At 66.4% G+C, this 21755-nt stretch carries 16 protein-coding genes; 6 read left to right on the top strand and 10 right to left on the bottom strand.

Annotation, left to right across the window (positions count from 1 at the left end; all coding sequences use genetic code 11):
* The first annotated feature begins 248 nt into the window (after positions 1 to 248).
* Entirely contained in the window at positions 249 to 2306 is a 2058-nt protein-coding gene (locus tag M4J39_RS22230; RefSeq protein ID WP_251730706.1) for a YgiQ family radical SAM protein, read from the top strand.
* Positions 2307 to 2531: 225 nt separating this feature from the next.
* On the opposite strand, the gene M4J39_RS22960 is transcribed toward M4J39_RS22230, so the two are convergent.
* On the bottom strand, positions 2532 to 4880 hold the full coding sequence (locus M4J39_RS22960) for a methyl-accepting chemotaxis protein (protein ID WP_256469865.1): 2349 nt from the start codon (positions 4878 to 4880) through the stop codon (positions 2532 to 2534).
* 174 nt (positions 4881 to 5054) lie between these two features.
* Entirely contained in the window at positions 5055 to 5357 is a 303-nt protein-coding gene (gene cowN / locus M4J39_RS22240; protein WP_251730689.1) for a N(2)-fixation sustaining protein CowN, read from the bottom strand.
* A gap of 361 nt (positions 5358 to 5718) precedes the next feature.
* On the opposite strand from cowN, the gene M4J39_RS22245 reads away from it, so the two are divergent.
* Both M4J39_RS22245 and M4J39_RS22250 read left to right on the top strand, forming a co-directional pair.
* A complete protein-coding gene (locus M4J39_RS22245) occupies positions 5719 to 7407 on the top strand; it encodes an NAD-dependent malic enzyme (protein ID WP_251730690.1) in 1689 nt (562 codons plus the stop codon).
* Between the two features lie 303 nt (positions 7408 to 7710).
* Complete coding sequence (locus tag M4J39_RS22250) at positions 7711 to 8337, top strand: LysE family translocator (RefSeq protein WP_251730691.1); 627 nt, start codon at positions 7711 to 7713, stop codon at positions 8335 to 8337.
* Between the two features lie 3 nt (positions 8338 to 8340).
* Here the strand turns inward: M4J39_RS22250 and cyoE are convergent, their stop codons facing one another.
* The 7 genes from cyoE to M4J39_RS22285 form a co-directional block, all read right to left on the bottom strand.
* Positions 8341 to 9204 carry a heme o synthase gene (gene cyoE / locus M4J39_RS22255; RefSeq protein ID WP_251730692.1) on the bottom strand — a complete coding sequence of 288 codons (864 nt, stop codon included), beginning with the start codon at positions 9202 to 9204 and terminating at the stop codon, positions 8341 to 8343.
* Position 9205: 1 nt separating this feature from the next.
* Positions 9206 to 9571, bottom strand: coding sequence for a cytochrome o ubiquinol oxidase subunit IV (gene cyoD, locus M4J39_RS22260; protein ID WP_251730693.1), 366 nt, complete (start codon positions 9569 to 9571; stop codon positions 9206 to 9208).
* Between the two features lies 1 nt (position 9572).
* Positions 9573 to 10208 (bottom strand): cytochrome o ubiquinol oxidase subunit III, encoded by a 636-nt coding sequence (gene cyoC, locus M4J39_RS22265; RefSeq protein ID WP_371875502.1) that lies wholly within the window; start codon positions 10206 to 10208, stop codon positions 9573 to 9575.
* Positions 10205 to 12181 carry a cytochrome o ubiquinol oxidase subunit I gene (gene cyoB / locus M4J39_RS22270; protein ID WP_251730707.1) on the bottom strand — a complete coding sequence of 659 codons (1977 nt, stop codon included), beginning with the start codon at positions 12179 to 12181 and terminating at the stop codon, positions 10205 to 10207. Before cyoB ends, cyoC begins: the two co-directional genes overlap by 4 nt.
* Positions 12182 to 12232: 51 nt before the next feature.
* Positions 12233 to 13138 carry a ubiquinol oxidase subunit II gene (cyoA, locus tag M4J39_RS22275; RefSeq protein WP_251730694.1) on the bottom strand — a complete coding sequence of 302 codons (906 nt, stop codon included), beginning with the start codon at positions 13136 to 13138 and terminating at the stop codon, positions 12233 to 12235.
* Positions 13139 to 13278: 140 nt separating this feature from the next.
* The gene (locus tag M4J39_RS22280) at positions 13279 to 14505 is read right to left on the bottom strand and encodes a cation:proton antiporter (protein WP_251730695.1); all 1227 of its coding nucleotides are present in this window, start codon (positions 14503 to 14505) and stop codon (positions 13279 to 13281) included.
* A gap of 112 nt (positions 14506 to 14617) precedes the next feature.
* Positions 14618 to 17023, bottom strand: coding sequence for a membrane-bound PQQ-dependent dehydrogenase, glucose/quinate/shikimate family (locus M4J39_RS22285; RefSeq protein ID WP_251730696.1), 2406 nt, complete (start codon positions 17021 to 17023; stop codon positions 14618 to 14620).
* 373 nt (positions 17024 to 17396) lie between these two features.
* Between M4J39_RS22285 and M4J39_RS22290 the strand changes: the two genes are divergently transcribed.
* Genes M4J39_RS22290 through M4J39_RS22300 form a run of 3 tightly spaced genes read left to right on the top strand, consistent with a single transcriptional unit; the run spans position 17397 to position 19421 of the window.
* Complete coding sequence (locus tag M4J39_RS22290) at positions 17397 to 18545, top strand: MFS transporter (RefSeq protein ID WP_251730697.1); 1149 nt, start codon at positions 17397 to 17399, stop codon at positions 18543 to 18545.
* A 43-nt stretch (positions 18546 to 18588) separates the two neighbouring features.
* Complete coding sequence (arfB, locus tag M4J39_RS22295; RefSeq protein ID WP_251730698.1) at positions 18589 to 19014, top strand: alternative ribosome rescue aminoacyl-tRNA hydrolase ArfB; 426 nt, start codon at positions 18589 to 18591, stop codon at positions 19012 to 19014.
* Between the two features lie 2 nt (positions 19015 to 19016).
* The gene (locus M4J39_RS22300; protein WP_251730699.1) at positions 19017 to 19421 is read left to right on the top strand and encodes a GFA family protein; all 405 of its coding nucleotides are present in this window, start codon (positions 19017 to 19019) and stop codon (positions 19419 to 19421) included.
* On the opposite strand, the gene rmuC is transcribed toward M4J39_RS22300, so the two are convergent.
* Complete coding sequence (rmuC, locus tag M4J39_RS22305; RefSeq protein ID WP_251730700.1) at positions 19409 to 21085, bottom strand: DNA recombination protein RmuC; 1677 nt, start codon at positions 21083 to 21085, stop codon at positions 19409 to 19411. The two genes, M4J39_RS22300 and rmuC, sit on opposite strands and share 13 nt — an antisense overlap.
* Positions 21086 to 21755 lie beyond the last annotated feature (670 nt).

Consider the following 21755-nt stretch of genomic DNA (forward strand, 5'->3'; position numbering starts at 1 on the left):
TGCGCCCAGAAATTCATCATGGCTTAATCTTAGCAAAAGACACCGTCCGAGACAAAAGGGAATCGCCCCAAGCGCTGTTATTTTTTGGATGTTTCCCCCATTAGGGTTTATACGTGTAAGCCGGCTCGGCCGGGAAAAGGCGGGTTTCCGGCGTTCCGTTCGGCTCGACCCATTGGGCGACGCCTTTTGCGGGGTGGCTGCTTCAGTCGTTTCCTCGCCGGGGCAAATCTGTTAACGGCAAGGCCATGATGGAAGCCGCAAAGTCGATCTTCTCCTACCGGAAACATTGGGCCGCCCGCTTCGGCACGGCGCCGTTCCTGCCGCAGAGCCGCGCCGAGATGGACGCGCTCGGCTGGGACAGCTGCGACGTGATCGTCGTCACGGGTGACGCCTATGTCGACCATCCCTCCTTCGGCATGGCGGTGATCGGTCGCCTCCTGGAGGCGCAGGGCTTCCGCGTCGGCATCATTTCCCAGCCGGACTGGCGCAATGCCGATGCCTTCAAGGCGCTCGGCAAGCCGAACCTGTTCTGGGGGGTGACCTCCGGCAACATGGATTCGATGGTCAACCGCTACACCTCCGACCGGCGCATCCGTCACAACGACAGCTACACGCCGGGCGGGGTGGGCGACAAACGGCCGGACCGGGCGGTGATCGTCTATTCGCAGCGCTGTCGCGAGGCCTACAAGGATGTGCCGATCGTGCTCGGCGGCATCGAGGCGTCGCTGCGGCGCATCGCCCATTACGACTACTGGTCGGACAAGGTGCGCCGGTCGATCCTGGTGGATTCCAAGGCCGACATCCTGCTCTACGGCAATGCCGAGCGGGCCATCGTCGAGGTGGCGCACCGCATCGCCAAGGGGGGCGATCCCACCACATTCGACGACATGCGCGGCGTGGCGCTGATGAAGTCGGCCGTGCCCGACGGCTGGACGGAGGCGCATGCCGACGACATCGACAGCGCCGACGAGGGCGCCCGCCAGCTCGGCGCCGGCACGGTGCTGCGCCTGCCGGCCTTCGAGCAGGTGGAGGCGGATGCCGAGACCTACGCTCGCGCGTCCCGCGTGCTCCACCGCGAGAGCAATCCCGGCAACGCCCGACCGCTCGTCCAGCGCCACGGTGACCGCGAACTGTGGGTGACGCCGCCGCCGATCCCGCTGACCACCGAGGAGATGGACGGCGTCTACGAGCTGCCTTACGCGCGCGGCCCGCACCCGTCCTATGGCGAGGCCAAGATCCCCGCCTGGGAGATGATCCGCTTTTCGGTCACCATCATGCGCGGCTGCTTCGGCGGCTGCTCCTTCTGCTCGATCACCGAGCACGAGGGCAGGGTGATCCAGAGCCGGTCTGAAGGTTCGATCCTCCAGGAGATCGAACATATCCGCGACCGCACCGAGGGCTTCACCGGCATCATCTCCGACATCGGCGGCCCCACCGCCAACATGTACCGGATCGGCTGCAAGGACCCGAAGATCGAGAGCGCCTGCCGCAAGCCGTCCTGCGTCTACCCGGACATCTGTCCCAACCTCAACACCAGCCACGAGGCGCTGATCCAGCTCTACCGCAAGGTCAGGGCGGTGCCGGGCGTCAAGAAGGTGATGGTCGCCTCCGGCGTGCGCTACGACCTCGCCGTCAAGAGTCCCACCTACATCAAGGAGCTGGTGCGCCACCATGTCGGCGGTTACCTGAAGATCGCCCCCGAGCACACCGAGGCCGGGCCGCTTTCCAAGATGATGAAGCCGGGCATCGGCGCCTACGACCGATTCAAGCAACTGTTCGACGCGGCGGCGGCCGAAGCTGGCAAGAAGTATTTCCTGATCCCCTACTTCATCGCCGCCCATCCCGGCACCTCGGACGAGGACATGATGAACCTCGCCATCTGGCTGAAGAAGAACGGCTACCGCGCCGACCAGGTGCAGACCTTCCTTCCCTCGCCGATGGCCCTGTCGACCGCCATGTACCACTCCGGCGTCAACCCGCTGAAGGCGGTGCGGCGCGGCGGTTCGGAGCGGGTGGAGACGGTGAAGGGCCTGAAGCAGCGCCGCCTGCACAAGGCGTTCCTGCGCTACCACGATCCGGAAAACTGGCCGCTGTTGCGCGATGCGCTGAAGTCGATGGGTCGCGCCGACCTGATCGGCAACGGCAAGCACCACCTGATCCCCAACTTCCAGCCGGCCGGCACGGGCCTCGGTGGGGGTGAGGGCCGCCGCACCGGCAGCAAGAATGGCGCGCAGAAGTTCCTGACCAAGGGGACGTTCGGGAAGCCAGTGGGTGGTGGAGCGACGAGGAAGCCGAGGGCGAGGTAGGGGTTTATCGGAGCCTGATATGTGCCGGGTGTTCCATTCTGCCTGAGGTCCTGCGCCTTCGCGCAGGATGACAAATTTATATAAATATCATATACATAGATTGTCATCCTGCGCGAAGGCGCAGGACCTCGGGCCGAACAAAGCGATCGGCGGACATAGGTCTCCAATCGGACTGAATCGCTACCTGGCATTGTAGGGTTTGCGGTCACCGAACACTTCCAGTTCTCACGCCGCCCGGGCATCCCTTGAGAAGGACTCGATCAGGCCGTGCATGCGGACGATTTCCGTCTGGATGGTGCCGGCGGTGGCGGTGACCTCACCGGCGACCGTGCGGGTGTGGTCGGCGGCGCCGGCCAGTTCCAGCGTCCCGGCGGCCATGTCGTCGGTGGAGGCGGCGGCCATGGCGGCGCTGCCGGAGATTTCCGACGTCGCGTCGCCCTGGCCCATCACCGATTCCGACAGGGCGCCGGCGGCGGCGTCGATATCGGCCATGGACGCCGCGATGTCGCGGATCAGCTCCACGGCCGAACGGGTGGCGCTGCCGATGCCGTCGATCAGTTTGCGGATGTCGTCGGTGGCGCGCGTCGTCTGGTTGGCGAGGCTCTTCACTTCGCCGGCCACCACGGCGAAGCCCTTGCCCATCTCGCCGGCTCGCGCCGCCTCGATGGTGGCATTGAGCGCCAGAAGGTTGGTCTGGGCGGCGATGGAGCCGATCAGGTCCACCACCTCGCCGACGCGGGCGGTCGAATCCGACAGGCCGGCGATGACGCCGCTCGCCGTTCGGGCATGGGCGGCGCCGGTGCCGGCGACGGAGACGGCCGCGTTGGCCTGGTCGCGGGCGACCGTTTGCGACCGGGCGAGCTCGCTGGCCGCCGATGCCATGGTGCGGACGCTTTCGGCTGCGCTGCCGGCGGCGAGCGAGGTCCGCCCCGCGAGTTCGGAGGCGTGGGTTGCGGCGCCCGAGAGGTCGGCGGTGCCGCGCCCAAGCTGGTCGGCGAGCCCTTCGACGGTGGCGATCACCTCGGCGGCGGCGCCGTCGAAGGCGGCGATGGCCCCCTCCAGGGCGGCCCGGCGTTCCTCGCGCTGGGCGTGGTCGTGCTCGGCGGCCTGTCGCAGTTCCTCGCGTTCGCGACCGCTGGCCTGGAACACCAGGAGCGCTTCGCCCATGGCGGCGATCTCGTCGCGGCCCTTGCGGACGGGAACGACGACGTCGAGATGCCCGTGGGCGAGCGCGTGCATCACCTCGGTCAGGGCGCGCAGCGGCCGGGCGATGCGGCGGTTGAGGAGGGCGGTGACCAGGATGGCGACACCGACGATGCCGGCGATCACCACGAGCACGAGGAGGCTGACGCGGTCGCGATCGGCCTGCGCGTCGTCGGCCACGGCATCGGCCGTCCGGTGCAGGGCGTCGGCGGCAGCGGCCGACAGGCGTGTCGCGTCGGCGCGGGCGGTCTCCAGCGCTTCGGTGGCCCGGCGCAGGCCGTCTGTCGCCTTGCGATAGTCGGCGAAGGGGAGGGCCACCTCCTTGGCGACGTCCGGTCCGAGCGCGTTGATGGCGGCGCCGGTCCTGTCGAGGGCGGCGTCGATGGCCTTGCCGTGGGCAGCGTCGGGGCGCAGCCGATAGCTTTCGGTGGCGAGCAGCAACTCGTAGGCGGCGGTGCGAAAGTCCCGGACCGCGATACCGAAGGCCGCGGCGTGATCGCGGCGGATCGACAGGCCGGCCGTCTTGTTGAACGCCTTGTCGGCGCTCTCGCGCGCCTTGGCGTTCACCGCGTCGATGCGCTGGTCGACCGTGGCGAGGCGCGGCGACAGGCGCGGCCATTCGGTGGCAAGGTCGATGAACTGGCTGTTGTCGCTCTTGCGGGCGACGGTCTGGTATAGGCCGGCGGTGAGGGTGGAGATGGCGCCGAGGTCCTCGGCGAAGGCGGCGTCCTCGTTCATGACGCGGGTGTCCTCGGCAAGACGGGCCGCGATGGACAGCGCGTTCTGGCCGGCCGTCAGCTGCGTGAACTCGCCGGTGCGCAGATAGGCCTCGAAAGCGGCCCGACCTCGCACGAGCCGCAGCTCGGCGTCGGTCAGGCCGGAGACGATGGCCCGCGTGCCGTCCAGTGCGAAGCTGACCGTCTCGAGGTCGGTCTCGGCCTTGTCGAGGTCCTCGACGGCGCTCGCCTCAAGCTTGGCGGCGGCGGCGGAAAGCGCCGAGAAGGCGCGGTCGATGTCGCCGCTTGCCGCGTCGATATCCCGCCAGCCGTCGGAAAGTGCCTTCACCGCCTCGGCGAGGCCGGCCGTGACGCCGCTCAGCGCGGGCGTGGCGGCAACCCCCTGGTCGACGGCGGCGATGCCGGCGAGGGCCGCTTCGGCATCCTCTGGCCGACCGGAGGCATAGAGCGACTGGATGGCGGCGGTGGCGGTGTTGATGTTGGTGAGCGCGGTCGACACGCCGGTCACCGCGTCGATGGCGCTGCCGGTGCGCATCAGGCCGAAGAAGCCGGCGCCGCCGGCCGCGCCTGCGAGCAGGACGAGGAGGAACGCGAAGAAGAAAAGCTGCGCGGTAATGCTCTGGCCTGTTCGCATCGTATATGCCCCGGTTCATGCGGTTTTCACGATGAATAAGCCGGGCGCCGCTTAATGAGACCTAAATATGCATAAGTAATCATATGAATTTTATATGACATACAAAGAAAAGCATTCTGCGTTGTATTTGTCCTGCCAGACGTCCATGACGACGGGTTGAGTTGCGAGCGAATATCAGAAGCATTCTACTTCCAGGCGGCGCAGGGCGGCGATGGCGTCCGCGTCGTCGTTGTCCTCGAACAGCTCGGCCATGTAGTAGACGTGGGCGTGCATCAGCAGCAGTCGGTCGGCCACAGGCCGCTCGGCCTCGACGGCGGCGGCAAGCCGCTCTCGAAAGCGGTCCCAGAAGGGATTGGCGAAGGCGGGGTTGTCGATGTAGCGGCGGAGGTGGGCGAGCACTGCCTCCATGTTGCCCTCGAAATCGATGCCTTCGAAGGTGACGTATCTGTCGTTCTGGGTGCGGCCGGCGGTCGGCAAGATCGATCTCCCGTTGCGTGTCGAGTTGCCGCCAGCAATTGCAATCACCTTGCCAAGTCGTGAAGAGACCTGGATATCCGGGGTTTTCCTGAAGAAAGATGCTCCGTTGGCTGGAGAAAACCGGCCAGATCGATGTCGCGTTTGTGACAATGATTGCCAACTACATCGATATAGTAGTCGTTCACCCCTCGATTTACGCGTTTAAGCTCCTGCGGGCAAAGACGACGTCGTGTTTCTACGGAAGATTTCCTGACGCAAAAGAGGCAGTAAGTGGCCCGAAAAGCGGGGGGGCGACCGCGCCGACCTCGGGGTGTTCCGCCAGACGGCGGGCCCGGTTCGATAGAGAAGGATGGAGCATCAAATGACTGACGTGACCCTCAAGGACGCCCCCGTCAAGGCGATCCCGACGAGCCAGGCCCTGATCGAAGACCCGTTGCTGAACAAGGGCACGGCCTTCACCCAGGCCGAGCGCGACGCCTTCAAGCTCAACGGCTATTTCGCCGACGTCGTCGAGACGCTCGACACCCAGGTCGCCCGTTCGATCGAGACCATCCGCGCCCTGCCGACCAACCTCGACCGCTATGTCTACCTGCGCGACCTGCAGGACACCAACGAGACGCTTTACTTCGCGGTGATCACCCGCAACCTCGATGAACTGCTGCCGATGATCTATACGCCGACCGTCGGCGCCGGCTGCCAGCAGTATCACCACATCTTCCGTCGTCCGCGTGGCCTGTTCATCTCCTATCCGAACCGCGCCAAGATGGACGAGATCCTCGCCAACCCGCGCTATGACAACGTCGAGTGCATCGTCGTCACCGACGGAGAGCGCATCCTCGGCCTGGGCGACCAGGGCGTCGGCGGCATGGGCATCCCGATCGGCAAGCTCGCCATCTACACCGGCTGCGGCGGCATCGCCCCCGACACCGTGCTGCCGATCACGCTCGACACCGGCACCAACAACGCCGAGCGCATCGCCGACCCGCTCTACTTCGGCTGGAAGCACGAGCGCGTCCGTGGCGAAGAGTACGACAGCTTCATCGACCAGTTCGTCGAAGCCGTGAAGAAGCGCTGGCCGAACGTTCTGCTGCAGTGGGAAGACTTCCACAAGAACAACGCCAACCGTCTGCTCGACAAGTATCGTGACGCGCTCTGCACGTTCAACGATGACATCCAGGGCACCGCTTCGGTCGCCACCGGCACGCTCTTGTCGGCCATCCAGATCACCGGCAAGTCGCTGAAGGATCAGCGCGTCGCCATCCTCGGCGGCGGTTCGGCCGGCGTCGGCATCGCCGACCTGATCCGCATGGCGATGGTCGCCGAAGGCCTCAGCGACGAGGAAGCCCGCAAGCGCTTCTTCATCGTCGGCCGCTACGGCCTGGTCACCGAGAAGACCCCGAACCTCGACACCTTCCAGCTCGGCTTCCGTCAGGACAGCAAGATCATCGACGGCTGGGACGTCGCCGAGGCCGGCAAGGCTTCGCTCTACGAAGTGATCAAGAACGCCCAGCCGACCGTGCTCGTCGGCGTCGCCGGCCAGCCGGGCATGTTCACGGAAGAAATCATCCGTGAGATGGGCAAGCACACCGAGCGTCCGATCGTCTTTCCGCTGTCGAACCCGACGTCCTGCGTCGAGGCCCAGCCGTCGGACATCATCAAGTGGACCGAGGGACGCGCCATCATCGGCACGGGCTCGCCGTTCCTGCCCTTCGACTTCGAGGGCAAGACCTACCACTTCGCCCAGACCAACAACTCCTACATCTTCCCGGGCGTCGGCCTGGGCACGCTGGCCGTCGGCGCCAAGCGCGTGACGGACGCCATGTTCCTGGCCGCCGCCCGCGCCCTTGCCGAGCTGTCGCCCGCCAAGACCAACCCCGGCGACCGTCTGCTGCCGACGCTGGACCGCATGCGTGAGGTTTCCTCGCACATCGCCGTCGCCGTCGCCAAGCAGGCCATGGCCGAGGGCCTGGCCCCGAAGATGGACGACGCCGCCATCAAGGCCGCCATCAAGGCCAAAACCTGGGAACCGGTCTACAAGTCGCTGGTGTGAACCAACGACCATAGCTGAATGAAGGAACCGGGCGGCCGAAAGGTCGCCCGGTTTCGTTTTGTGGAGGGAGTTGGAAGAGATGAGCTCTATATCGGCGTTGCAGCCCTTTCGGCCTGAGGTCCTCGCCTGCGCAAGGATGACAATCTATATATCTGTTTTTATTGTATAATTCTGTCATCCCCGCGAAGGCGGGGACCTCAGGCCGAAAGGGGCGAGCGGCCGATATAGGGCTCGTTTCCGAAATCGGGTGGCGTCGGTCGTTGGGTGGCAGCAGGATCGGGCAAACGTCACCGGAGCCCGCCAATGTCCGCCCTTACATCTCCCGAATTCCTGCTCACCTCGCTGATCGTCGTCGCCTCGCCGGGTACCGGCGTCATCTACACCCTTGGCGCCGGTCTCGGCCGGGGCGCCCGGGCCGCGACGATCGCCGCCTTCGGCTGCACGCTGGGCATCCTGCCGCATCTCGCCGCCGCCGTGCTCGGCCTCTCGGCCATGATGCAGACGAGCGTTCTCGCCTTCGAGATCCTGCGCGTGGCCGGTGTCGCCTATCTCCTCTACATGGCCTGGATGACGCTGAAGGAAACCGGCGCGCTGGCCGTGGCGGCGGACGGGCGGGATGCGTCGGCGCTCGACATCACCGTACGGGCGATTTTGCTCAACCTTCTGAACCCCAAGCTCACGGTGTTCTTCCTCGCCTTCCTGCCGCAGTTCATCGGCCATGGCGAGGCGCAACCGACGCTGCGCTTCGTGGAGCTCGGCGGCGTGTTCATGGCGATGACCTTCGCGGTGTTCGTCGTCTATGGCGTCGCCGCCGCCACGGTGCGCGACCAGGTGCTGTCGCGGCCGGTGGTGCTCGCCATGATGCGCCGCCTGTTCGCCGGCGCCTTCGTGCTGCTGGGGGTGCGACTGGCGCTCACCGAACAGCAGTAGGCATCAGCGGAAATCGATCGCCATCAGCACGCAGAGCGCCAGCAGGCAGCCAAGGGAGGCCAGGAAGATGCGCTTCGCCCAGCTGCGTTCGGTCGTGGGCGTCGGGCCGCTGGCGGCGAGATGCAGCCAGTAGCCGCCGCAGGCCACTGCCGTGCAGAGATAGGCGATGCCGGTGAAGCCGGCGAAGGGCAGCGCCACCGATGTGGCGGCGAAGGCGCCGATCGAGACGAGGATGCGCTGCCGTGTGGCGGCGATGCCGTGCCGGAACGGATAGGTCGGCACGCCGGCGGCGGCGTAGTCGTGGCGGCGCAGCACCGCGATGGCATCGGAATGCGGGATCTGCCAGAGCGCGAACATCGCGAACAGGATGACGGCGGCGGCGTCGAAGCGGCCGGTCACGGCGCAATAGCCGATCACCGGCGGCGTCGCGCCGGCAAGGCTGCCCACCAGGACGCTGACCGGCGAGCGCCGTTTGAACCACAGGCTGTAGGGGCCGACGTAGATGACCAGGCCGAAGGCGGCGACGGTCGCCGCGAGCGGGCCGGAAATGAGCGCCAACAACAGTAGCCCTCCGCCGGCCAACAGGCCGCCGTAGGCGGAGGCGGTGGGAACGCCGACCGCGCCGGTGACCATGGGGCGGCTGGCCGTGCGAGCCATCCGGGCGTCGATGTCGCGGTCGATGACGTTGTTGATGACGCAGCCGCCGGCCACCACCAGGGCGACGCCGACAAGCGTGGCGACGAACAGGCGGAAGTCCACCGCGCCGCGCGCCGCCAGCAGGAAGCCGCCGGCGGTGGCGATCAGGTTGCCGCCGACGATGCCTGGCTTCACGAGGCGCACATAGGGGTTGCGGCTGAGCGTCGTCATCTCAGAAGGTCTCTGGCGGCATGGTCATGCCCGGCATGTCCGGCTTCATCCGCTCGTGGGCGCTGAACATGATCCAGATGCTGCCGCCGACGAGGATGCCGACCACCAGCAGGGCGAACAGGGCGGCGTAGACATTCCAGCGCTGCTCCAGCGAACCGTCGATGTGCAGGAAGTCGACCAGATGGACAAAGATCTGGATGGCCGCGAGAACCAGGATGACGAAGATGGTGGCGTTGCGCGGCAGCGCCCCGGTCATCACCAGAGCGAAGGCGGCGAGGGTCAGGATCACCGACAGCAGCATGCCGCGGGCATAGTGATGGAGCGAGGCGCCGGCGCCAGGGAGATGCTCGGTTTTGCGGTCGGCCATGTCAGAGCACTCCGATCAGATAGACTTCGGTGAAGACGACGATCCAGATCACGTCGAGGAAATGCCAGAACAGGCCGAGAAGCCCGAGGCGGCGATGGACCGCGGCGGTGAGGCCGTCGCGGGCCAGCTGGACGATCATCGCGATCATCCAGAGCAGGCCGGTGAAGACGTGCAGCCCGTGGGTGCCCACCAGCGCGAAGTAGGCGGACAGGAAGGCGCTGCGGCTGGGTCCGGCGCCTTCCTCGATCAGGTGGTTGAACTCGTAGAGCTCCATGGCGATGAACACCGCGCCGACAACGAAGGTCACGGCCATCCAGAGGAAGACCGCCTGCTTGCGGTTCTCCTGGGCGGCGAGCGTCACGAAGCCGAAGGTGACGGAACTCAGGAGCAGGACGCCGGTTTCGGCCAGAACGAAGCCGAGATCGAACAGCTCGCGGCCGGTGGGGCCGCCGGCATAGCTGCGGCAGACGACGGCGTAGACGGCGAACAGCGTGGCAAACAGCACCACGTCGCTCATCAGGTAGAGCCAGAAGCCGAAGACGGTCTTCTCGGTGAGTTCGGCGTCGTCCACCGCGGCTGCCGGGTGTTGCGGCGCGTGGACCGAGTGGGCTTCGGGAAGATCGAGCGGGATGGTCATGACTGGCCGATCTCCTCAAGACGCTGCATTTCGATGTCCTTCACCGTTGCGGCCGGGATGATGTAGGCGATGTCTTCCCAGAACAGGCGGTAGAGGAGGACGGCGAGCATGGCGACGGCGCTCACGGCGACCATCCACCAGATGTACCAGACGAGGCCGAAGCCGAGACCGATGCTGAAGATGCCGATCAGGAAGCCGATCGCCGTGTTCCGGGGCATGTGGATGTCGTAATAGGGCGTCGAGCGCACGAACATGCCGCCGCCGTCGGCCTTCATGTTGGCCCAGGCGTCGATCTCGGTGACGCGCGGCACTTCGGCGAAGTTGTAGATCGGCGGCGGCGACGAGGTGGCCCATTCGAGGGTGCGGCCGTCCCACGGGTCGCCCGTGTGATCGCGCAACTCGTCGCGTTTCCAGATGCTGTAGACGATCTGCAGGATCGAACAGGCGATGCCCACCGCGATGATCGCCGCGCCGAAGGCGGCCAGCACCAGCCAGGGGTGCCAGTCCGGGTTGTCGTAGCTGTTGAGCCGGCGCGTCATGCCCATGAAGCCCAGCACGTAGAGCGGCATGAAGGCGAGGTAGAAGCCGATCAGCCAGCACCAGAAGGAGGCCTTGCCGAGCGGTTCCGACAGGCGGAAGCCCATGGCCTTGGGGAACCAGTAGTTGAGGCCGGCGAACATGCCGAACACCACGCCGCCGATGATGGTGTTGTGGAAATGGGCGACCAGGAACAGGCTGTTGTGCAGCACGAAGTCGGCGCCCGGCATGGCCAGCAGCACGCCGGTCATGCCGCCGATGGTGAAGGTGACGATGAAGCCGATGGTCCACAGCATCGGCACGGCGAAGCGTACGCGCCCCCCGAGCATCGTGAACAGCCAGTTGAACATCTTCACGCCCGTGGGCACGGCGATGATCATGGTGGCGATGCCGAAGAAGGCATTGACGCTGGCGCCGGCGCCCATGGTGAAGAAATGATGAAGCCAGACGACGAAGGAGAAGAAGGTGATGGCAATGGTCGCCCAGACCAGCGACTTGTAGCCGAACAGCGGCTTGCCGGAGAAGGTGGCGACGACTTCGGAGAAAACGCCGAAGGCGGGCAGAACCAGAATGTAGACTTCCGGGTGACCCCAGGCCCAGAACAGATTGACGTACATCATCTGCTCGCCACCACCGTCGTTGGTGAAGAAATGCGTGCCGACGTAACGGTCGAGGCCGAGCAGGGCCAGCGTGACGGTGAGGATCGGGAAAGCGGCGACGATCAGCACGTTGGTGCAGAAAGTCGTCCAGGTGAAGATGGGCATGCGCATCATCTTCATGCCGGGCGCCCGCATGCGCAGGATGGTCGTCAGGAAGTTGACGCCGGTGAGCAGCGTGCCGACGCCGGCGATCTGCAGGCTCCAGATATAGTAGTCGACGCCGACGTCCGGGCTGAAGGCCAGTTCCGACAGCGGCGGGTAGGCTGCCCAGCCCGTCTTGGCGAACTCGCCGAACACCAGCGAGGCGTTGACCAGCATGGCGCCGGAGAAGGTGAGCCAGAAGCTGAGCGAGTTCAGGAAGGGAAAGGCGACGTCGCGCGCGCCGATCTGCAGGGGCACGACGATGTTCATCAGGCCCACGACCAGCGGCATGGTCACGAAGAAGATCATGATGACGCCGTGGGCCGAGAAGATCTGGTCGTAATGATGCGGTGGCAGGTAGCCGGGATTGGGGGCGAGGGCCATCGACTGCTGGATGCGCATCATGGCGGCGTCGGTGAAGCCGCGCAGCAGCATGACGAGGCCGAGCAGGATGTACATGATTCCGATCTTCTTGTGATCGACGGACGTGATGTATTCCGCCCACAGCCAGTACCAGCGGCCGTGGTAGGTGATCGCCGCCGCGACACCGAGCGCCGCCAGCAGCGCCAGGCCGACCGCCGTCATGGTGACGACCTGGTCGAGGGGAAGGGCCTCTAGGGTGAGCTTTCCGAAAATGGCGTTCACGTCGCGCTCTCCTGGGCTGCCGTCACGATGACGATGGCGGGTTCAATGCTTCGGTGACCCCGTCGTTTTCGGCGGCGGCGTATGGCGGTACTTGTCGATGAGGCTCTGCAGCAGGTCCGGATTGCCGGGCGCGTAGTGGATGACCGGCGCGTTGGCCTTTTCCTGGGCGAGCCTTTCGTAGGCGGCTTCGTCGAGCGGACGGCCGCTTGCGGCGACCTTGCGCGTCCAGGCCTCGAACTCGTCAGGCGAGGTGGCGAGCGCCCTGAAGCGCATGCCGGAGAAGCCGGCGCCGCTGTAGTTGGCCGACATGCCTCCGAAGGTTCCGGGCTCGCTGGCGATCAGGCTGAGCTCGGTGCGCATGCCGGCCATGGCGTAGATCTGGCCGGCGAGACCGGGGATGAAGAAGGAGTTCATCACCGTGTCGGAGGTGATGTTGAAATGCACCGGCGTGTCGACGGGAAAGGCCACCTCGTTGACGCTGGCGATGTTCTGGTCGGGGTAGACGAACAGCCACTTCCAGTCGAGCGCGACGACGTCGATCTCCAGCGTCTCGCCATCGTGTTCCAGGGCGCGATAGGGGTCGAGGGCGTGGGTGGTCGTCCAGGCGAGGGACCCCAGGGCGACGACGATGAGCAGCGGCACGATCCAGACGACGGCCTCGATGGCATTGGAACGGGCCCAATCGGGCATCGAGTGCGGGCGCTTGTTCGACGCGCGATAAAGGTAGGCGAAGAGCAGCGCCATCACGATGACTGGCACCACCACGAGCAGCATCAGCGCGGTGGAGATGAGGATGAGCTGCTTTTCCCGCGCGGCGATCGGGCCGCTCGGGTCCAGGATGGGAAACCGGCACCCGGCCGCGAGGAGGGCGAGGCAAAGGACCAACGACGCCGAGCGCAGGCGGGTCGCGAGGCTGCGGGCGCGCCTCAGGCTATCGATGATGGACACGGCAACATCTCCGAAGCGATCCCTTGGAACGGCCATGGCCGTTCCCCATGGTGCGCAGGGCCCCTGCCGGAGAAAGGCCCCCTCGGCCCAACGCGGAAAGGGCGCTCGGGTTCCCCGCGATCCGTCCTTCATTTCAGGCCTCACTTGTTCTCGTCCTTCGCTGGCACGTCGGTCACACGACGGATGACCCGTTCCAGCGTCAGGCCCTGGACGATGGCCGAGAACAGGATCACCGCGTAGGTGGCCGCCAGGATCAGCTCCCGCTCCGTTCCATCGGGCAAGGACAAGGCGAGGGCGGCGGAGATGGCGCCGCGAACCGCCGCCCAGATCAGGATGGTGCCGGCCCCCCGCTCGAAATGCAGCCAGCGCCCCAGCACGGCGAGCGCGGCGGTGACGGTGACGGTGCGGGCGACGAGCACCACCGGCACGGCGACCAGACCGAACAGGAAGGGTGTCGCCTGAAGGTGGAGGACCAGCACCTCGAGCCCGAGCAGCACGAACAGGGCGGCATTGAGCAAGTCGTCGACGAGGCGCCAGAAACCGTAGAAATAGGCGCGCGTGCGCTCGCTCATGCCGCGCGACGTGCCGACGTTGCCGATCAGCACGCCGGAGGCGACGACGGTGATCGGCCCGCTGACGGCGATGGCCTCGGCTAGCGCGTAGCCCCCCATGGCCACGGCGAGCGAAATGAGAACCTCGACCGAGTAGTCGTCGATCTGGCGGAAGGCATGAAGGGCGGCGAAGCCGATGGCGGAGCCGAGCAGCAGGGCGCCGGCGATCTCGGCCAGCATCTCCAGCGTGGCGAGGCCGATGCCGGTGTCGCCGCTGCCGGTGGCCATCGACAGCGCTAGCGAGAACAGCACCACGCCGACGCCGTCGTTGAAAAGCGACTCGCCCTTGACGTCCACCCGCAACTGGTCGGGCAGCGTGACGTGCTGAAGCACCGCCGAAACGGCGATCGGATCGGTGGGCGCTATGAGGGCGCCGAACACGAAGCACCAGGCGAAGGAGAGCGACAGGCCCAGGACCTCAGCCGCCACGAACAGCATGGCCGCTACCAGCAGGGCCGACAGCACCACCCCGATGGTGGCGAGCAGCGTAATGGCCAGGCTGCGCCGCTTGAGTTCCTCCCACTCGACGGTGACCGCGGCGGCGAACAGCAGGAAGGCGAGGATGCCGTCCATCAGCGTCGACTCGAGGTCGATGCGCCGCAGCATCGTTTCCACCGTGCTGACCGGCCATAGCGACGGCACCAGATACTGGACCGCCAACAGGAGAACCGCCGCGCCGAGCCCCATCAGCAGCAGCGCGATGTGTTCCGGCAGGCGGATGAAGCGGCGGTTGAGCCAACTGAAGCCGGCGGTCACGAAGACCAGCAGGGCAAAGACTTGGAAAAGGGTCAGCTTGGCCTCCGCGCGCTCATGGTCGGGAAGGGAAAGCCCTGGCCGACCACGCAGGCCGACCGGGGCTCATGCCGGATCACGGCAGGGCATAGGCGATCAGCTCGTCGCTGATCGGCGTTTCCATGAAGTGATGGCCGCCGGCCATGATCACGAGATACTGCTTGCCATCCACCTCGTAGGTCATCGGCGTCGCCTGGCCACCGCCGGGCAGCGTGTCGCTCCACAGCATCTCGCCGGTGCGGAGGTCGATCGCCCGGATGAGGTTGTCGGTGGCGGCGGCAATGAACACCACGCCGCCGGCGGTCACCACGGCGCCGCCGTTGTTGGGCGTGCCGATGTCGATGGGCAGCATGGAGGGGATGCCGAACGGGCCGTTGGTGCGGGCCTGGCCGAAGGGCCGGTCCCACAGCGTCTTGCCGGTCTTGAGATCGATCGCCCGGATGCCGCCATAGGGCGGTTCCTTGCAGAGGAGCCCGGTGAACGGCAGACGCCAGCCGGCGTTGACGTTGATGGCGAAGGGCGTTCCCGCCTGCGGGTCGCCGGCGCCCTCGGCTCCGCCGATCTCGCCACGGGCCTGACCGCGCGGCGCCCAGCCCAGCTCGTCCGCCTTGTCACGCGGGATGAGGCGCAGGTAGTTGGGCATGTCGTTGTAGTTGGCAACGATGATGCCGCGTCCGGGGTCGACGGCGATGCCGCCCCAGTCCGAGCCGCCGTTGTAGCCGGGATACTCGATGCTGGATCGCGACGTGGTCGGCGGCGTGTAGAAGCCCTGGTAGCTGGCGGTGCGGAACTGGATGCGACAGACCATCTGGTCGATCGGCGACATGCCCCACATGTCCTTTTCCGTCAGATCGGGCTTGCGCAGCGTGTGGTAGAGCGAGTGCGGCTGGGTGGGCGAACGTTCCTCGGGCTCGACCCCGCCGATGGGCGCCGGCCGTTCCTCCACCTTGGTCAGCGGCTCGCCGGTGCGGCGGTCGAGGACGTAGATGTCGCCCTGCTTGGAGGGCAGCAGCAAGGCGGGCACGCTGCCACCTTCGGCCGGGAAGTCTATGAGGCTGGCCTGCGAGCCGAGGTCGTAGTCCCAGACGTCCTTGTGCACGGTCTGGAAGTGCCAGACGGGGCGGCCGGTGCCGACGTCGAGCGCCACGAGCGACGTGGCGTACTCGTTTTCCACGTCACTGCGTTCGCTGCTCCAGTAATCGACCGCCGAGTTGCCGAGCGGGAGGTAGACGAGGCCGAGTTCCTCGTCGCCGCTTGCCGCCGTCCACATGTTGGGCGTACCGCGCGCGTAGCTTTCGCCGTCCGGCGGCGGGCCGTTGAGGTCGGGCTGCTTCATGTCCCAGACCCAGCGCAGGGCGCCGGTGACGGCGTCGAACCCCTGGATGGCGCCGGACGGGGCGGTGCGCTTCTGGCCGTCGAGCACCTGATGGCCGACGACGATGATGCCGCGAACGATGGTCGGTGCTGCGGTGATCGACAGCATGCCCGGCTCCACCTCACCCATGCCGACCTTGGTGTCGACCGAGCCGTTGTCGCCGAAGGTCTCGCAAGGGGCGCCGGTGTTGGCGTCGACGGCGATCAGGCGGGCGTCGAGCGTGCCTTCGATGATGCGGCTGGCGCACAGCTCCGTCGGAGCGACGCCGGGCAGGTTGTAGTATGTCACGCCGCGACAGGCGGCCGTGTAGGGAATCCAGTCGTCGCTGACCCTGGGATCATAGCGCCAGCGCTCCTTGCCGGTCGCCGCGTCGAGCGAGATCAGGATGTTCTTCGGCGTGCAGAGGTAGAGCGCGTTGCCCACCTTCAGCGGCGTCGTCTCGGCGCCATACTTGCCTTCCGCGAACGACGACTGGGGCAGATCGCCGGTGTGGATGCTCCAGACGCGCTGGAGCTCGCCGGCGTTATCCGGGGTGATCTGGTCGAGCGGCGAGTAGCGCCGGGCGCTGTTGCTGCCGCCATAGGTGGGCCAGTCGGCGCCGGCATGCCACAGCGAAGGGTCGGACATGGCGTTGGCCGGGCCGGCCGGCGGCAGAGCGCCTGCGTAGGTGGTGGTGTGCGGATTGGGCAGGATCAGCGCGATGGCCGCCACGAGAACGACGATCACCGCGTCGGCGACGAGCGCCGAGCGCCAGTTGCCGAGCCGCGGCGTCAATACGGGAATGGTGGCGACGACGAACAGCAGCAGGACGGTCGGCGCGACGACGCGCGGCACCAGCGCCCAACCGTCGAAGCCCGTCTCCCAGACCGCCCAGATCAGGGTGGCGGCATAGACGATCACATAGACCCACAAGGCCAGGACGCTGCCGCGCCAGAGAAGACCGGCCGTCGCCAGAAGGCCGAGGCCGGCCAGCGCATAATAGGGCGAGCCGCCGACATAGATGAGATAAGCGCCGCCAAAGAACAGGATGAGCCCGATAAGGCCGATTATCAGCGCGAGAAGAAGAACCGGCCATGGTGACCGGCGCGTTGTTGGAAGAAGGGTCATGTGTCGCCTCCGATATGGGTGGCGTTTCGGTCTTGCCTCGCGTGAAGCGGGACGGCGAGGACGGAATGGCGACCGCATTTCCACTGCGAAATAGGCCTGGAAACTGCCCGAGGGATCCCGTCGACTGTGGCGGCAACGTTCGGGCCGGCGCATGGTTCCGTTATTGTGAACGTTGCGGGTCGATTGCTTCCCATGGTCGTCCGGAGCGAGGCGTCCGGCCGCAGCAAAGCCACAGCGCCGTCGCAAAACGTGCGAGGCCGCGGCCACCTCTTGACGAACCCTGCTTGAATCGAATCAATGGCCGTGTCGTCATGGTTCGCATCGGACCGTCTCGAGGGAGGACGGCAGTTTTCTTGAGGGGCCGTCGTTCGCCATGTCCACCGCCATCCTGACGTCCGCCAGCATCGGGCGCGCCGAGCAGTTTTCGACCCGCGTCGCCTTCTTCATCGCCGGCTTCGGCGGTGCCGTCTGGGCGGCGCTGGTGCCCTTCGCCAAGACGCGGGCCGGCCTCGAAGCCGGCGGGCTCGGCCTGCTGCTGCTGGCCTTCGGCATCGGCTCGATCATCGCCATGCCGCTCGCGGGCGCCTTGGCCGGCAAATACGGCTGCCGGCGCGTGCTGATCGCCTCGTCGCTGATGGTCTGCGTGGCCTTGCCGGCGCTCGCCACAGTGTCGAGCGCGCCTCTGCTCGCCGCCGCCTTGTTCATTCTTGGCGCCGGCGTCGGCTCGGTCGATTGCGTGATCAACATCCAGGCGGTGATCGTCGAACGGGCGGCCGGCAAGGCGCTGATGAGCGGTTTCCATGGCCTGTTCAGCGTCGGCGGCATCGTCGGCGCCGCCGGCTGCGCCGGTCTGCTCAGCCTCGGCGCCTCTCCGGTCACGGTTTCACTGGTCGCGGCGGTCTTCACGGCGGCCATGCTGATCTGGGCGGCGCCGCATTTCCTCGGCTTCGGCGGCGATACTTCCGGTCCGGCTTTCGCGCTGCCGCGCGGGGTGGTGCTGTTCATAGGCGTCCTGTGCTTCATCGTCTTCCTGACCGAGGGCGCCATCCTCGACTGGAGCGCGGTGTTCCTCACCTTCACGCGCGGCGCCGATCCGGCGCACGCCGGCTTTGGCTACGCGGCCTTCGCCACGACCATGACCATCGGCCGCCTCTCGGGCGACGCCATCGTGCGGCGGGTCAGCCGGACGACCATCATCCTGGTCGGCGGGCTTCTCGCCGCGTCGGGTCTCCTGGTGGCGACGCTGGTGCCGTCAGTCCTGGCAGCGATGGTCGGGTTTGCAATGATCGGCGCCGGCTGCTCCAACATCGTGCCGGTGCTCTACAGCGCCATCGGCAAGCAGACGCTGATGCCGGAAAGCGTGGCCGTGCCGGCGGTGACGACGCTGGGCTATGCCGGTATCCTGATGGGGCCGGCGGCCATCGGCTTCGTCGCCCACGTCGCCTCGCTGCCGACCGCCTTCATGATCATCTCGGTGTTCCTGATCGGCGTGGCGGCGAGCGGACGTTTCCTGAAGGTATAACGAGGGGTTTGCGGAGGCGAACGCCGCCCACTATTCTTGCACCATGATCTACGTCGCCGACCGCCTCTATATCGACGAGAAAGACCTTTCCTTCTCCTACGTTCAGGCGTCCGGGCCGGGCGGGCAGAACGTCAACAAGGTGGCGACGGCGGTGGCGCTGCGCTACGACCTCTACAACGCGTCCGGCATCCCTTGGGAAACCAAGGTGCGCGCCTCGCGCATCGCCGGCCCCTCGCGGATCACCCAGGCCGGCGAGATCGTCATCCAGGCCCAGCGTTTCCGCTCTCAGGAGCGCAACCGCGAGGATGCCCTCGATCGCCTCAAGGCCATCCTCGCCGAGGCGGCCATTCCACCCAAGCCGCGCGTCGCCACCAAGCCGACGCGGGCGAGCCAGGTGCGCCGCGTCGACGCCAAGACCAAGCGCGGGGCCATCAAGCGCGACCGGCGGGCGCCGATCGGCGAGGAGTGATCATGGCGCTTCTGACGGGCGGCTGCCTCTGCGGCCGGGTGCGCTATGAGGCCGAAAGCGACGGCGCCATCGTCGACTACTGCCATTGCGACAGCTGCCGTCGCTCGACCGGCGGCGCCACGGTGGCGTGGATGCAGGTGTCGCCGGATCGCTTTCGCGTCACGACCGGCAAGGCGGCCGCCTACCGCTCGTCGCCGGGCGCCACCCGGCATTTCTGCCCTGTTTGCGGCAGCCAGCTCTACATGACCGACGACGCGGGACGCTCGGTCGGCGTCACGCTCGGCACGCTCGACGACAAGGAGGCGGTGGCGCCGGTCGCTCATGGCTGGGACGGCGACCGCCCCAGCTGGCTCTGCCTTGCCGACGAGCTGCCGCGCTTTGCCGGCAATCCCGATTACGACAGCTGATCTTCCGGGGCGGGCAGGGCGCCGGTGTCCTCGTCCTCGTCTTCGGCGTCAGCGGTTTCCAGCAGGTTGGCGTCGAGCTTCTTGCTGGTCTTGAGACCGAGGGCGCGCAGCATCTCGGCCTGGCGGATGACGTTGCCGCGACCGGTGGCGAACTTGCCATAGGCGCGATCGTAGGCGGTCTGGGCGTCCTTCAGGCCCTTGCCCACCTTGTCGAGATCTTCGACGAAGCCGACGAACTTGTCGTAGAGCTCGGCGCCTCGCTTGGCGATGTCCTGAGCGTTCTTGGTCTGCTGTTCCTTCTGCCACAGCTGGGCGACGATACGCACGACGAACAACAGCGACGACGGGCTGACCAGCAGGATGTTCTTCTCCCAGGCCTGATGCCACAGTTCGGCGTCGCGGGTGATGGCGACCAGGAAGGCCGGCTCGATCGGCACGAACAGGATGACGAAGTCGAGCGCGGCGAGGCCGTGGATCTCCTGGTAGTTCTTGGCCGACAGGTCCTTGATGTGGCCGCGAATGCTGTCGAGATGACGGCGCAGCGCCGCCTCGCGGGCGGCGTCCTCTTCGGCGGAGGAGAACAGCTCGTAGGCGTTGAGCGACACCTTGCTGTCGATCACCATGAAGCGCTGCCCTGGCAGGTTCAGCACCACGTCGGGCTGGATGCGGCTGCCGTCCTCGCGCGAATGGCTCTCCTGCGGCACGAAGTGCACGCCCTTGACGAGGCCGGCCGCTTCCAGCACCCGCTCGAGGATCAGCTCGCCCCAGTTGCCCTGGCTCTTGTTCTGGCCGCGCAGGGCCGAGGTGAGGTTGTTGGCGTCGCGCGAGAGCTGCTGGTTGAGGCTGAACAGCTGCCGCACCTGCTCGCCGAGCGCCGAGCGCTCCTTGGCCTCGTTGATGTAGACTTCCTCGACCTTGCCCTTGAAGTCGGCGAGCTGCACCTTGAGCGGGTCGATCAGCGTGCCGAGCGAAACGCGGTTGGCTTCAGAGAAGGACTTGGACTTTTCCTCCAGTATGTCGGCGGCCAGCGCCTTGAACTGGTCGGAGAGCTGCGTCCGCGCCTCCTGCAGCAAGGCGAGCTTTTCCGCCGATGCCTTGCGCTCCTCCTCGGCGCGCGAGCGCATGTCGGTGAGGGCAACGCGGGCTTCGCCGAGCAGCCGTTGCGCCTCCTCGCGCTGTTCTCGGGCCTTGAGAAGATCGGCCTTCAAGCCTTCCGCTTCTTCAGTCTTGGCTCGGAGGTCGGCGTTGGCGGCGCTGAGCTTGGACTGGACCGTGCCGAGCGCCTCGCGCAGGTCGGCTTCGTCTTCCTCGTTTCGGCTCTTGGTGTCGGCGAGCGCGGCGCGCGCCGCTTCCAGTTCGCGGTCGAGGCGCCGCGTCTCGTTGTCGCGCTCTTCCAGCGTGGCGCGGGTGCGGGCGAGATCGGTGTTGAGAGCGGCATGCTGCTCCTTGAGCCGGGCGAGCTGGCTGTCGGCGTCGGCAAGGCGCAAGGCGCGCTCCTCGAGGCGCGCCAGCTCCAGCCGGCCGGCCGCTTCGCTTTCGGCGAGACGGCGACGGGCGGCGGCATTCGTCAAGGCAAGGATCAAGAGGCCCGCCACCAGGATCGAGGCAATGACGATGACCGGCATCGCCTCGGCGAGGGTGGTGGTCGTGAAAAAGTCCGGCACGGCGACTCCTTGTCGTTTCCGTTTTGTTTACCATATCTGCATCGTGTCGCCGTGGAAACCGCACGCTATTGGCGGAGGCTTTCCCGGAGCTGGATGGAAAAGGCCGGAAAAGCCGGGGTCGGCCATCAGGGCCTCCGGGTCTGTGGATAGAGACGGCTAACGAAAAGCCCGGAAAACCGGGCGTTGGCGGTCCATCGGCTTCTGTGACGGTTTTTTGAAGAAAAGCCGTTGACAGGTCGGGAAGGCCCTCCTATAACCCGCTCCATCGACGGCGGCGCTGCGGCGACGTGGTGCCGGCGGAGCGGTTGTCGCCAAGAGCGACGGCCTCGGAAGGGAGATGAAACGCCGGAAACGGTCGGGTCATCAGTGATCTTCCTGAACGGACGTTAAGAGCATGTCCGGGCGTTTTGGTCGGTCGAGGTCGTCACGTTGACGGGTTTGGCAGATCAGGGTTCAGTGCGCTCTTGAGGTTTCGCTTTGAGGGTAATCCCCTCGGTTCTTTGACAAGTGAATAGGAAGAAAGAGAAACGTGGCCGGCGCTTAGGGCATTCGGCACGTGACGAGCCTGAAAGGGTTTGTTGTGTGTCAAGAAGAGCTAAGTCCGGAATTCACGTTTCTTGATACTAAGGACCGTTTCGGTTGGGCCCTTTCGGGGGTTTGATTGGAATGG

Origin of the sequence: Pleomorphomonas sp. NRK KF1 (assembly GCF_023721755.1) — a bacterium.
Lineage (GTDB): Bacteria > Pseudomonadota > Alphaproteobacteria > Rhizobiales > Pleomorphomonadaceae > Pleomorphomonas.